Source organism: Methylibium sp. (assembly GCF_965279545.1).
In the GTDB taxonomy this organism is placed as follows: Bacteria; Pseudomonadota; Gammaproteobacteria; order Burkholderiales; family Burkholderiaceae_C; genus Methylibium.
Genome location: NZ_OZ257250.1, coordinates 3,700,124 through 3,713,198, shown reverse-complemented (window position 1 = coordinate 3,713,198; position 13,075 = coordinate 3,700,124). Strand labels below are relative to the sequence as shown.

Here is a 13,075-nt window from a genome sequence, read left to right as displayed (position 1 = left end):
GTTGCCGCCACTCTAGTGCGCCGCCAAAGCCCCCGTGCCCGCACCGGCATGCGGCGGCGTGCCGCGCAGGGCGGCCGAGGTCCGTCAGACGGTGGTGGCGGCCGTTTCGCGCTGGCGGCGGGCCTCGTCGCCGCACAGCTCGGCGCTGCGGGTGAAGCGCAGGTGGGTGATGTCGGGTGGGTAGAACATGCCCCAGAACCACTCGAAGAAGATGCGCAAGCGCCGCCCGGACGACGGCATCTGCGACAGGTAGTAGGCGCGCCACACCAGCCAGGCCGGCCAGCCGGTGAGCGGCACGCCGGCGACCTCGGCGACGCCCTTCAGGTGGCCGATCGAGGCCATCATGCCGCGCGAGCGGTAGCGAAAGGGCGTGGTCGGCGCACCCGTGACCACCGCTTCGAGGTTGTGCGCGAGGTGCTTCGCCTCGCGCACCGCGAACTGGGCCGTCGGTGGCGCCGTGCTGCCGTCCAGGGCGTTCGGCACGCAGGCGCAGTCGCCCAGGGCCCACAGGCCCGGGTAGCCCGGCACCGACAGGTCGGGGGCGACGACGACGCGGCCGCCGCTGGTCGGCAGGCCCAGCCGCGCCAGCAGCGGATTGGCGGCGCTGCCGATCGTGCCGATGACCGTGCGGCCCGCGATGAACTCACCGTCGGCCAGCTGCACACCACTGGCCGCGATGCGCGTTGCACGGACGTCCAGCCGCACGTCCACGCCGCGCTCGCGCAGCGAGGCCAGCGCGGCGACGCCGAGGCGCGGCGACAGCTCGGGCAGCAGCCGGTCCAGACCCTGCAACACCGTGACGCGCAGCTCGTCGGCCGCGACGCGCGGGTAGTAGCGGCGGATGCTCGCCAGGCAGTCGACCAGTTCGCCCGCCACTTCGACGCCGGAAAAGCCGCCGCCCACGACGATGAAGTGCCCGAGCGCGCGGCGCAGCACGGCATCTGCCTCGAGTTCGATGCAGGCCAGGCGGCGCAGCACGGTGTTGCGGATGTGCATCGCGTCGCCGACGGTCTTCAGCGGCAGCGCGTGCTCGGCCATGCCGGGCATCAGGTCGAGCCGGGCGCGGTTGCCGACTGCGAGCACCAGATGGTCGTAGTCCAGCTCCCGGTCCCCCGCCAGGGTGCGGCAGCTCAGGCGACCCGCGGCGAGATCGACATCGGTCACCGAGCCCATGATGAAGCGACAGGCACCACCCTGGCGCGTCATCTCGCGCACCGGCACGACAACCTGCTCGGGAAAGACCGAGGCGCCCACCGCCTCGGGCAGCATCGGGTTGAAGGTGGTGTAGCTCTCGTCCGACAGCAGCATCAGCGCCACGCCGGCCGGCAGCCGGCGGTGCAGCGAACGCACGAGTTGGGTGCCTGCAAAGCCGGCGCCGACGATCAGGATCCGGGTGCAGGGGTCGTCGGGCATGGTCGGTTCGGCGCGAACCGGGACTCATGCAGGAACCGTGCGCACCGGCGGGCGCATCGTCTGCGGCCGCACCACGGCGCGTGCACCGTCCTCACGGGCGGGCACGCGCCCGGGGGATCAGATCTCCTCGTACAGCGGCAAGGTCAGAAACTCCGCGAACGCGTCCTGCGTGCTCATCTGCTGGAAGATCTCCGCCGCGCGGTCGATCGTGGTGCCTTCGTAGCCGGCCGACTTGATGCCGTCGAGCTCCTGCGCGACCATGCCCTTGACCATCTCGGCCGTGATCTTGCGACCGTCCTCCAGCACGCCCTTCGTCGAGCGGATCCACTGCCACACCTGCGAACGGCTGATCTCGGCGGTGGCGGCGTCTTCCATCAGGTTGTAGATCGGCACGCAGCCGTTGCCGGCCAGCCAGGAGCCGAGGTAGTAGATGCCGACGTTGATGTTCATGCGCAGGCCCGCCTCGGTGATCGGCGTCTCGGGCGCGAACTCCAGCAGCTGCGCGGCGGTGATGTGGGTGTAAGGCTTCTGGCGGTCGATCTGGTTCGGGCGGTCGCCGAGCACATCGACGAACTCCTTCATCGCCGACTCGACCAGGCCCGGATGCGCGACCCAGCCGCCGTCGTAGCCGTCGTTCGCGTCGCGGCGCTTGTCCTTGATGATGCCGGCCATCGCGATGGCGTTCTTCTCCGGATCGTTCTTGATCGGGATCAGCGCGCTCATGCCGCCGATCGCCGGCGCGCCGCGCTTGTGGCAGGTCTTGAGCAGCAGCAGCGCGTAGGCGCGCATGAAGGGCGCCGTCATCGTGACCTTGGCGCGGTCGGCCAGGCAGAAGTCGCGGTCGTTCTTGAACTTCTTGATGCACGAGAAGATGTAGTCCCAGCGGCCGGCGTTCAGGCCCGCGCTGTGCTCGCGCAGCTCATAGAGGATCTCGTCCATCTCGAAGGCGGCGAGGATGGTCTCGATCAGCACCGTGGCCTTGATCGTGCCCTGCGGCAGGCCGATCTCCTTTTGCGCCGCGACGAACACGTCGTTCCACAGCCGCGCCTCGAGGTGCGATTCCATCTTCGGCAGGTAGAAGAACGGGCCGGCGCCGCGCTCGATCTGCTCCCTGGCGTTGTGGAACAGGAACAGCGCGAAATCGAAGATGCCGCCCGAGACGCGCTGGCCATCGACCAGCACGTGCTTCTCGTCGAGGTGCCAGCCGCGCGGGCGCACCTGCAGCGTGGCGATCTTGTCGTTGAGCTTGTAGGTCTTGCCGGCCTGGCCGAGCGTGAGCGTGCGGCGGATCGCCTTGTACAGGTTGATCTGGCCCTGGATCTGGTTCGTCCAGACCGGCGAGTTGCTGTCCTCGAAGTCGGTCATGTACGAGTCGGCGCCCGAGTTGAAGGCGTTGATGACCATCTTGGCCTCGACCGGGCCGGTGATCTCGACGCGGCGGCATTCCAGCGCCTTCGGGATCGGCGCGATCTTCCAGTCGCCTTCGCGGACGGCCTTGGTCTCGGGCAGGAAGTCCGGGCGCTCGCCGGCGTCGAGCCGCTTGGCGCGTTCCGCGCGGGCGGCGAGCAGTTCCTGGCGGCGCGGCTCGAAGGCGCGGTGCAGCTTGGCGACAAGTTCGAGCGCGTCCTTCGTCAGGATGCTCTCGAACCCGGGCAGGATGGCGGCGTTGATCTGCATGCCCGCGGGCAACTGGAGGGTCGTCATGGTCGGCTCCTAAGGACAGGGAGGTTCAGGTTTTGGGAAAGAAATCGAGCACGTCGCGCAGGCTGCTGCCGGTGCGCGTGGGTTCGGTGTCGAGCGCCTCGAGCGGCAGTTTGAAACGGTTGACCCACAGCGTGCAGTAACCGTACCAAGTGGCGCCGATCGCGTCCCAGCCGTTGCTGGAAACGAACAGGATCTGCTTCGCCGGCAGGCCGAGGGCCTGCGGTCCGAGCGCGTAGGCGGCGGGGTCCGTCTTGAAGCGCTGCACGCTTTCGACGCTGAGCACATGGTCGAGCAGGCCCTGGCCCTTGTCGTCCACGTAGCCGGCGCTGCGCACAGCGATGCCCAGCATTTCGGGGTCGCCGTTGCTCAGGATGCCGGTGGTCACGCCGCGCGCCTTGAGCGCCGTCAGCACCGCCTTGTTCTCGGGAAAGGCGCCGAGGTGGCGGTACTGGTTCAGCAACTGGGTCTCGCGCTCGGGCGTCAGGTCGAGCTGCAGCCGGGCGCAGGCGTAGCGCAGCCCGGCGCGCGTGAGCTCCCAGAAGGGCCGGTAGCGCTGGCTCATCGAGACCAGTCGGGTGTAGTCGATCTGCTTGTCGCGCCACAGCACGGCGAGCGCCTCGCCACGGCCGGGGAACAGCTGCTCGGCCAGCGTGCCGACGCTGTAGACGTCGAACAGCGTGCCGTAGGCGTCGAACAGCACGGCGAGGACGGGCGCGGGCGGCTTGGGCGGCTTCATCGTGCCGGCACTTTATTACGAACCTGCGGGCCTATTTATCGGCTGATTCGGGCTTGATCTTTTACTTATACAACCATAATCTGAACGCGAAACGGATGATCAGAACCCCATGGATCGCCTCAAGCAGATCGAATCCTTTGCCGCCGTCGCCGCCAAGGGCAGCCTGACCGCCGCGGCCGGCGCCGAGGGGGTGGCACCAGCGGTGATCGGCCGCCGCATCGATGCACTGGAAGAGCGCCTGGGCGTCAAGCTGCTGGTGCGCACCACCCGGCGCATCACGCTGACCCACGAGGGCAGCGCCTTCCTCGAGGATGCCCAGCGCCTGCTGACCGACCTGGCCAATGCCGAGGCCAGCGTCAGTGCCGGCGGCGTCAAGGCCAGCGGTCACTTGCGCCTGACGGCCCCGGCCGGCTTCGGTCGCCGCCATGTGGCACCGCTGGTGCCGCGTTTCGCCGAGGCGCACCGCGATGTGTCGGTGTCGCTGAACCTCAGCGACCGCGTGGTCGACATCGTCAACGAGGGCTACGACTGCGCGGTGCGCGTCGGCGACCTGCCGGATTCGAGCCTGGTCAGCCTGCGCTTGGCCGACAACCGGCGGCTGTGCGTGGCCGCGCCCGCCTACCTGCAGCGTGCGGGCACGCCGCAGCATCCGGGCGAACTGGCGCGCCACCAGTGCCTGACGCTGAGTTCGAACGCCAGCCAGGCACGCGGCTGGGCCTTCAGCATCGATGGCGAGCTGACGCACCTGCGGCCGAACGGCCGTTACGACTGCTCCGACGGCCAGGTGCTGCACGACTGGTGCCTCGCCGGCCATGGCATCGCCTGGCGCAGCACCTGGGAGGTCGAGCAGGAGGTGGCCGGCGGCGCGCTGGTCACGCTGCTGGACAGCTTCGCGGCGCCGCCCAACGGCATCTATGCAGTGTTCCCGCAGCGCAAGCATCTGCCGCTGCGCGTGCGGCTGTGGATCGATTTCCTGAAACACACCTACGGCGACTCGGCCTATTGGTCAGCCGAGCCGCGCTGACCGCTGCCGACCCGGAGGGGCCGCGAGACCCACGCGGTCGCGCGCACAGGCAGTGCGCAAGTGAATGAGCCCGGCCGTGGCCGGGCTCATGGTGCTAGGGTCACCCCCGAGTCACTTGCCGCTGAGGCACTCCTTCATGAAGGCCTTGCGTTCGTCGCCCTTCTTGCCGGAGGCGTCCTTGTTGCAGGTCTTCATCTTGTCCTGCTGGGTGGATTTCTTCGCCGACAGGCACTCCTTCATGAAGGCCTTGCGCTCGTCACCCTTCTTGTCGGCGGCGTCCTTGTTGCAGGTTCCCATCTTGCTTTGCTGCGCCGTCGGCTTGCCGGGGGCCGAAGCCGCGCCATCGGCGGCAAGGACAGGCGCGGTGAGAACGGCCGCACACAAGGCCGCTGCGGTGAGCAGGTGTTTCATCGGATCTCCTTCGCTTGGGGAACGGGGGTTGTGCGGCGAACACCGCCGCGGCCATTGAAGCACGAGGCCCGCGTGCGCCACAAGCGATTCAACGTGACGCGCAACGCGACGTTGACCTGCCGAAGGCCGGCTGTCAGCTGCGACCGTCGCTCCGCTAGCGTGAACAGGTCCTAAGCGATGCGCCGCGGATGCGCCAGCGTCTCGTGCGCCACATGCAGGCGGCGCACCAGCACGCGGATGAAGGCCTCGTCGAACAGGTGGCGGCAGCCGGGGCTCAGCCGCGCCATCGAGTCGGGGGTGAAGGAGATCATCGTCGCCGGCGCGACCACCGTCACGTCGGTGCTGTGACGGCGCAGCTCGGGGTTCGGCGCGAGGTAGACCATTTCGCCGACCGAGGTGCCGGCGCCCAGGTGCGCCACGCGCTGGCTGTCGCGGTACACGTCGACCGCACCGTCCGCGATGATGTGAAAGGTGTTGCCCTCCTCACCGCGGCGGTAGATCAGGTGGCCGAGCGGGTAGCGCTGCCAGCTGGCGCGGTGCACCACCTCCCACAGCTCCACGTCGCCGAACTGGCTGAAGAACTCGAGCGAGCGCAGCAGCGTGAAGCGCTCGGAGTCGAGCACGCCCTGGACCTGGCCGCGCGGCACCTGGCGGTTGGCGACCAGCGACGACAGCGCCTGGGCGAACTCGTCCCAGTCGGCATAGCGGTCGTCGGCCCGCTTGGCGAGCGCGCGCTGGATCACCGCGTCGAGCGCCGGCCCGACCCCGCCGCGCAGGCCGGACAGCGGTGCCGGCTGGGCGCTGTAGATCTGGGCCATCAGCACCGACTGCGCGACCGCGTCGAACGGCGGCCGCCCGGCGATCAGGTGGTAGAGCACCGCGCCGAGCGAGTAGACGTCGGCGCGCGCATCGAGCGTGCCGCCGTCGAGCTGCTCGGGCGACATGTAGGCCAGCGATCCGACGCGAAACACCTGGGTCGTGTCGGACGTCAGGTTCAGCACGCTGCCGAAGTCGCTGACCTTGACGTCGACGATGTCGCCCGCCGCGTTGGTACTGGCCAGCAGGTTGGCCGGCTTCACGTCGCGGTGGATCAGGCCTTGGCGCGACACGTAGCCCAGCGCCATCGCGCACTTGAAGCCGATTTCCACCACCTGGTCCAGCGGCAGCAGCTGGTCGGCGCGGCAAAACGGCCGCAGCGTGGTGCCGGCGACGTACTCCATCACCACGTAGGGCTCTGCGGGATCGGGCACCGCATCGAAGATCTGCACGACGTTGGGGTGCTGCAGCCGCCCGACGAGCGCCGCTTCGGCGGCGAAGAAGCGAGCATTCAGCATGCCTTCGCTCACATCGGCCAGCGCGCTGGCACGCACGCGCTTGACGGCAACGTCGCGTTCGTTGAAGTCGTCGCGGCACAGGAAGACCTCGCTGGTCGCGCCTTCGCCGAGCTTGCGCAGCACGCGGTACTTGCCGATGCGCGCGGGCAGGGCGTCGGAGGAGGCAGCGGGAGGACTCATGGCAGGCGCAAGTGTGGCGGCATCTTTCCATCACCCTGATGTCGGGGACAAGCGCGCCACGCTCGCCGTCCCGTCCGGCGTGAAGGACTGCCCACCGATCGTGCGCCGACCCGGCCCCTAGAATCCGCCGATGATCCGTGCCCAGCAAGAGCTCCTGGCGGCCCTCGGCGATGCGCTCACCGAGCTGGCCCCCGAGCAGCCCCCCGTCGCCGCTTTCGAAAGTCCGAAACAGGCCGCCCACGGCGACCTCGCCATCACCTCGGCGATGCAGCTCGCCAAGCCGCTCAAGCGCAACCCGCGCGAGCTGGCCCAGGCCCTGATCGACGCGCTGCAGCGGCGCGAGGCGGTGCAGCGCTGGGTCGCGGCGCTCGAGATCGCCGGTCCCGGCTTCATCAACCTGCGGCTCAAGGACAGCACCAAGCAGCAGATCGTCGCCGAGGTGCTGGCGGCCGGCACCGAATTCGGCCGCCAGCCGGCCACCACCGAGCGCGCGCTGGTCGAGTTCGTCTCGGCCAACCCGACCGGCCCGCTGCACGTCGGCCACGGCCGCCAGGCGGCGCTCGGCGACGCGATCTGCAAGCTGTTCGAGACCCAGGGCTGGCAGGTCACGCGCGAGTTCTATTACAACGACGCCGGCGTGCAGATCGGCACGCTCGCCGCATCGACCCAGGCGCGCCTCCAGGGCCTGAAGCCGGGCGACGCGGGCTGGCCCGAGAGCGCCTACAACGGCGACTACATCGCCGACATCGCCGCCGACTTCGTGGCGAAGAAGACCGTCAAGGCCGACGACCGCGAGTTCACCGCCTCCGGCGACCCGGCCGACCTGGACGGCATCCGCCAGTTCGCCGTGGCCTACCTGCGCCACGAGCAGGACCTCGACCTGCAGGCCTTCGGCGTCCGGTTCGACCACTACTTCCTGGAATCCAGCCTGTACGCGACCGGGCGGGTCGAAGCCACGGTGGGCAAGCTGGTCGCGGCCGGCAAGACCTTCGAGGACGGCGGTGCGCTGTGGCTGCGCACCACCGACTATGGCGACGACAAGGATCGCGTCATGAAGAAGTCCGACGGCAGCTACACCTACTTCGTGCCCGACGTGGCCTACCACGTCAACAAGTGGGAGCGCGGCTACCACAAGGTGATCAACATCCAGGGCAGCGACCACCACGGCACGATCGCGCGGGTGCGCGCCGGGCTGCAGGCCGCGAACGTGGGCATCCCGGCCGGCTACCCCGACTACGTGCTGCACAAGATGGTCACCGTGATGCGCGGCGGCGAGGAGGTCAAGATCTCCAAGCGCGCCGGCAGCTACGTGACGCTGCGCGACCTGATCGACTGGACCGGCAAGGACGCGGTGCGCTTCTTCCTGATCAGCCGCAAGGCCGACACCGAGTTCGTGTTCGACGTCGACCTGGCGCTGAAGAAGAACGACGAGAACCCGGTCTACTACGTGCAGTACGCGCACGCGCGCATCTGCTCGGTCATCGTGCAGTGGCGCGAGCAGCAGGCCGGCGACCCGGCCACGCTGCCCCAGGCCGACCTGGCGCGGCTGGTCGCGCCGACCGAGGCCGCGCTGATGCTCAAGCTGGCCGCCTACCCGGTGATGCTGAGCGGCGCCGCCGACAGCCTGGCGCCGCACGACGTGGCCTTCTACCTGCGCGACCTGGCCGGCGCCTTCCACAGCTACTACGCGGCCGAGCGCTTTCTCACCGACGACGCGGCGCTCAGCCGCGCCCGGCTGGCCTTGCTTGCCGCCACCGCGCAGGTGCTGCGCAACGGCCTGGCGGTGCTCGGCGTCAGCGCCCCCGACAGGATGTGACCGGAGCTGCCATGCCCTTCTTCCCCTTCCCACGCCGCTCGTCGCAGCGCGGCGGCTTCATCGTCGGCCTGATCGTCGGCCTGCTGGTCGGCCTGGCGCTCGCGCTCGGCGTCGCGCTGTACGTCACCAAGGTGCCGATCCCGTTCATCAACAAGGTCCCGCAGCGCACTGTCGAGCAGGACGCCGCCGAGGCCGAACGCAACCGCAACTGGGATCCCAACACGCCGCTGTACGGCAAGAAGCCGGCGGCGGGCGCGGCCTCCAGCGCCGGTGCGCCCGCGGCCTCGGGGCCGACCGCCGCCCTCCCCAAGCCGGCGCCCGACGCACGCGACCCGGCCGCCATCCTCGGCGGCGGTGGCCCGGCCAAGCCCGGCCCCGACCTGTCCACCACCGGCAGCTCCGAAGCGTTTGTCTATTTCGTGCAGGTCGGCGCCTATGCCCGTACCGAGGAAGCCGAGGCGCAACGTGCCAAGCTGGCGATCCAGGGTTTCGAGTCCAAGATCACCGAGCGCGAGCAATCGGGGCGCACGATGTACCGTGTGCGAGTCGGTCCGTTCACTCAGCGTACCGACGCCGAAAAGGTGAAGGAGACGCTGGACGGCGCGGGCGCGGTGTCGGCGCTGGTGCGGGTGCAAAAATGAACTTCGCGGCCGAGGGATGACTCCACCGCTGCGTCTGTCCGATCGCTGAAAGGATGCTCATGAACCGTCGTGACTTCACGACCTTGTCGGTGGCTGCCACCTTCGCGGGTCTGTTGCCCGCCACCACGCACGCGCAGGGCGGCCCGGCCGAGGGCAGGGACTACGTGAAGCTGTCGCAACGCCAGCCGACGCAGGACCCGAAGAAGATCGAGGTGGTCGAGTTCTTCTGGTATGGCTGCCCGCACTGCCATGTCTTCGAGCCGATGCTCGAGGCCTGGGTCAAGAAGCTGCCGCCGGACCTCAATTTCAGGCGCCTGCCGGTGGCCTTTCGCGAAGTGCCGTTCGTGTTGCACCAAAAGCTGTACTTCGCGATCGAGGTCCTGGGGCTGGTCGACTCGCTGCACCGCAAGGTCTTCAACGCGATGCACGTCGAGCGCCTGCCGTTGAACACCATCGAGTCGATCGGCGATTTCGTCGCCAGGAACGGCGTGGACAAGGCCAAGTTCCTCGACGTGATGAACTCGTTCTCGGTCCAGACCAAGGCACGCCAAGCTGCGGCGCTGTCGGCCGGCTACAAGATCGACGGCACGCCGGCACTCGGCATCAACGGGTCCTACTACACCTCGGGCTCGCTCGCCGGCAGCAATGACCGCGCGCTGGCTGTCACGGATTACCTGATTGCGCAGATCCGCAAGGGCGGCTGACCCTCGATTGGCATCGACGCCACAGTAGCGGCCGAGGCCGCTGCGGCCCGTGGCAAGCAGCTGAACACGCCCTAGAATCGGCAGCAAGATTCATGCCGATTCCATTCATGCCTGCTCCGACCCCCTATCCTGCGTTGCGGCGCACCAGCGTGACGCATTGCGGGCGACTCAGTGCCCTGGCCTTGCTGGGCGCCGCGCTTGTGGCCCCGGCGTGGGCCGAGAAGACCGATCGCAACCAGCCGCTGGCGTTCGCCGCCGACTCGGCCCGGGTCGACGAAATCAAGCAGGTCAACATTCTTTCCGGCAACGTGGAGATCACCAAGGGCACGATCGTGATCCGGGCAGACCGGGTCGAGGTGCGACAGAGCCCCGAGGGCTACCAATCGGCCGTGGCGACTGGCTGGCCCAACAAGCGCGCCTACTTCCGCCAGCGGCGTGACAACAGCGACGAATCCATCGAAGGCGAGGCCGAGCGGCTCGAATACGACGGCCGCGGCGACACCGTGCGGCTCGTGAACCAGGCGGTGCTGCGGCGTTTTCGCGGCAGCATCCTGGCCGACGAGGTGGCCGGCAATACCATCTCCTACGACAACGTGACCGAGGTGTTCCAGGTGCTCGGCGGCCCGGAGTCGGCGGCCGCCCCGGGCCGGGTGCGGGGCGTACTGACGCCGCGCGAGAACCCCGCATCAGCTCCCGCGTCGGGCAAGGGGCGGCCATGAACCTGGAGACCTCGAGCCGGCTCGAGGCCCGCGGCCTGCAGAAGAGCTACGGCGCGCGCAAGGTCGTGAAGGACGTGCATGTCGCGGTCGCTGCCGGCGAGGTGGTGGGACTGCTCGGACCCAACGGCGCCGGCAAGACCACCAGCTTCTACATGATCGTCGGCCTGGTGCGCGCCGATGCCGGCGAAATCCGCATCGACGGCGCACCGATCGAGCGGCTGCCGATCCACCAGCGCTCTCGCCTCGGGTTGTCCTACCTGCCGCAGGAAGCCTCGATCTTCCGCAAGCTCACCGTCGAGGAGAACATCCGTGCGGTGCTGGAGCTGCAGTTCGACGAGCGCGGCAAGGCCTTCACCAAGGCCCGCATCGACGAGTTGCTCGACGGCCTGCTGCACGACCTGTCGATCGACAAGCTGCGCGACAGCCCGGCACCGGCGCTGTCGGGCGGTGAGCGCCGGCGCGTCGAGATCGCCCGCGCGCTGGCGACGCAACCGCGCTTCATCCTGCTCGACGAGCCGTTCGCCGGTGTCGACCCGATCGCGGTGATCGAGATCCAGCGAATCATCGGCTTCCTCAAGAGCCGCGGCATCGGCGTGCTGATCACCGACCACAACGTGCGCGAGACCCTGGGCATCTGCCACCGCGCCTACATCATCAGTGAAGGACGCGTGCTGGCCGAAGGCACCCCCGAGCAGATCGTCGAGAACCCCGACGTGCGCAAGGTCTACCTCGGCGAACACTTCAGGATGTGATGAAGCCTTCCCTGCAGGTCCGTTTTTCGCAGCATCTGGCGCTGACGCCGCAGCTGCAGCAGTCGATCCGGCTGCTGCAGCTCTCCACGCTCGAACTCCATCAGGAAGTCGAGCAGATGCTAGAGCAGAACCCCTTCCTCGAAGTCGAGGAGGACGCACCGACGCCGTTCGACGCGCCGGTGGAGCGCGCCACGGTCACCGAGCGGCAGGCCGACGAGGCCTGGGAAGGCTCGGGGTCCGAGGTCGCCGCCGACCCCGAGCCGGTCGCGGTGGACGCGGCCGAGTTCGGCGCCACCGAGCGCGAGGACTGGGAGAACGGCACCGAGCGCGAGGACTTCGACGGCATCCGCGAGACGCCCGGCAAGGCCAGCAACAACGACAGCGACGACTTCGACCCGATGGAGCGCAGCAGCGCCGGGGTGAGCCTGCAGGACCACCTGCGCGAGCAGCTGCGCGGCATGCGCCTGAGCGACGACGACCGCGGCGCGGTGATGGTGCTGATCGAATCGCTCGACGAGGACGGCTACCTCGCCGATCCGCTGGAAGAGATCGCGCAGCGCCTGGCCGGCGACGAGGACGACGTCGCGGCCGAGGAGCTGCTCGACCGCCTGCGCTGCGCCCTGAAGTGGCTGCACAACCTGGAGCCGCTGGGCGTCGGCGCGCGCGACCTGTCGGAGTGCCTGACGCTGCAGCTGCGGGCCGGACCGCGCTGCGAGGCGCAGATGATCGCGATCCTGATCTGCAAGTACCACCTCGAGCTGCTGGCCCGGCGCGACGGCAAGAAGCTGATGGCCGCCACCGGTGCCGACGAGGAGCTGCTGAAGGCCGCGCAGGCCCTGATCGTGCACTGCGAGCCCAAGCCCGGCCGCCCGTTCACCAAGGCCGAGGCCAACATCATCGTGCCCGACGTGATCGTGCAGAAGGCCGGCCGCGGCTGGCGCGTCGTGCTCAATCCCGACGTGATGCCCAAGCTGCGCATCAACGACCTCTACGCGCAGGCGATCAAGCAGCAGCGCGGCGCGCGCACCGAATCGGGCGCCGGCCTGAGTTCGCGGCTGCAGGAAGCGCGCTGGTTCATGAAGAACATCCTGCAGCGCTTCGACACCATCCAGCGCGTCTCGCAGGCCATCGTCGAGCGGCAGAAGTCCTTCTTCAGCCATGGCGCGATCGCGATGAAGCCGCTGGTGCTGCGCGAGATCGCCGACGAGCTGGGCCTGCACGAGTCGACCATCTCGCGCGTGACCACGGCCAAGTACATGTCCACGCCCTACGGCACCTTCGAGTTGAAGTACTTCTTCGGCTCCTCGCTCAACACCGAGGCCGGCGGCAACGCGTCGAGCACCGCGGTGCGCGCGCTGATCAAGCAGCTGGTCAGCGCCGAGGACGCCAAGAAACCGCTGTCGGACAGCCAGCTCAGCAGCATGCTCGAAGAACAGGGCATCCAGGTGGCACGCCGCACGGTGGCGAAGTACCGTGAAGCGCTGAAGATCGCGCCGGCGAACCTGCGGCGCACGATGATGTGAGGCGCCGGGCGATCACTGCCCGGGCGGTCCGCACGCGATCGGGGCAAACCGGGCACGCCGGCACTCGCTGACCAGCGGCCCGTCGCCCGTCGAAATGACGGCCCACGGGAGCCTGCGC

The 13,075-nt window shown here is 68.9% G+C and carries 12 protein-coding genes; 7 read left to right on the top strand and 5 right to left on the bottom strand.

Features of this window, described 5'->3' with window-relative positions; translation table 11 throughout:
• Positions 1 to 84 precede the first annotated feature (84 nt).
• The 3 genes from ACQY9S_RS17425 to ACQY9S_RS17415 form a co-directional block, all read right to left on the bottom strand.
• Complete coding sequence (locus ACQY9S_RS17425; protein ID WP_428421398.1) at positions 85 to 1,413, bottom strand: NAD(P)/FAD-dependent oxidoreductase; 1,329 nt, start codon at positions 1,411 to 1,413, stop codon at positions 85 to 87.
• Positions 1,414 to 1,530: 117 nt separating this feature from the next.
• Positions 1,531 to 3,117, bottom strand: coding sequence for a malate synthase A (gene aceB, locus ACQY9S_RS17420; protein WP_428421397.1), 1,587 nt, complete (start codon positions 3,115 to 3,117; stop codon positions 1,531 to 1,533).
• Positions 3,118 to 3,142: 25 nt separating this feature from the next.
• Positions 3,143 to 3,853: a haloacid dehalogenase type II gene (locus ACQY9S_RS17415; RefSeq protein ID WP_428421395.1), complete on the bottom strand. Its 711-nt coding sequence runs from the start codon at positions 3,851 to 3,853 to the stop codon at positions 3,143 to 3,145.
• A gap of 109 nt (positions 3,854 to 3,962) precedes the next feature.
• Here ACQY9S_RS17415 and ACQY9S_RS17410 point away from each other — a divergent pair, with 109 nt between their 5' ends.
• Positions 3,963 to 4,877 (top strand): LysR family transcriptional regulator, encoded by a 915-nt coding sequence (locus tag ACQY9S_RS17410; protein ID WP_428421393.1) that lies wholly within the window; start codon positions 3,963 to 3,965, stop codon positions 4,875 to 4,877.
• 111 nt (positions 4,878 to 4,988) lie between these two features.
• On the opposite strand, the gene ACQY9S_RS17405 is transcribed toward ACQY9S_RS17410, so the two are convergent.
• Together ACQY9S_RS17405 and ACQY9S_RS17400 are read right to left on the bottom strand one after the other, a co-directional pair.
• A complete protein-coding gene (locus ACQY9S_RS17405; protein WP_428421392.1) occupies positions 4,989 to 5,288 on the bottom strand; it encodes a PsiF family protein in 300 nt (99 codons plus the stop codon).
• Positions 5,289 to 5,458: 170 nt separating this feature from the next.
• Entirely contained in the window at positions 5,459 to 6,802 is a 1,344-nt protein-coding gene (locus ACQY9S_RS17400; protein WP_428421390.1) for a serine/threonine-protein kinase, read from the bottom strand.
• Positions 6,803 to 6,932: 130 nt separating this feature from the next.
• Here ACQY9S_RS17400 and argS point away from each other — a divergent pair, with 130 nt between their 5' ends.
• The 6 genes from argS (at position 6,933) to ACQY9S_RS17370 (ending at position 12,957) form a co-directional block, all read left to right on the top strand.
• On the top strand, positions 6,933 to 8,618 hold the full coding sequence (argS, locus tag ACQY9S_RS17395) for an arginine--tRNA ligase (protein WP_428421389.1): 1,686 nt from the start codon (positions 6,933 to 6,935) through the stop codon (positions 8,616 to 8,618).
• Positions 8,619 to 8,629: 11 nt separating this feature from the next.
• Positions 8,630 to 9,259: an SPOR domain-containing protein gene (locus tag ACQY9S_RS17390; protein ID WP_428421387.1), complete on the top strand. Its 630-nt coding sequence runs from the start codon at positions 8,630 to 8,632 to the stop codon at positions 9,257 to 9,259.
• Between the two features lie 59 nt (positions 9,260 to 9,318).
• Positions 9,319 to 9,963, top strand: a complete 645-nt coding sequence (locus ACQY9S_RS17385; RefSeq protein ID WP_428421385.1) for a thiol:disulfide interchange protein DsbA/DsbL — start codon at positions 9,319 to 9,321, stop codon at positions 9,961 to 9,963.
• 107 nt (positions 9,964 to 10,070) lie between these two features.
• On the top strand, positions 10,071 to 10,682 hold the full coding sequence (gene lptA / locus ACQY9S_RS17380) for a lipopolysaccharide transport periplasmic protein LptA (protein ID WP_428421384.1): 612 nt from the start codon (positions 10,071 to 10,073) through the stop codon (positions 10,680 to 10,682).
• Entirely contained in the window at positions 10,679 to 11,434 is a 756-nt protein-coding gene (lptB, locus tag ACQY9S_RS17375; RefSeq protein WP_428421382.1) for an LPS export ABC transporter ATP-binding protein, read from the top strand. The genes lptA and lptB overlap by 4 nt, the downstream gene beginning before the upstream one ends.
• Positions 11,434 to 12,957 carry an RNA polymerase factor sigma-54 gene (locus ACQY9S_RS17370; RefSeq protein ID WP_428421381.1) on the top strand — a complete coding sequence of 508 codons (1,524 nt, stop codon included), beginning with the start codon at positions 11,434 to 11,436 and terminating at the stop codon, positions 12,955 to 12,957. Before lptB ends, ACQY9S_RS17370 begins: the two co-directional genes overlap by 1 nt.
• Positions 12,958 to 13,075 lie beyond the last annotated feature (118 nt).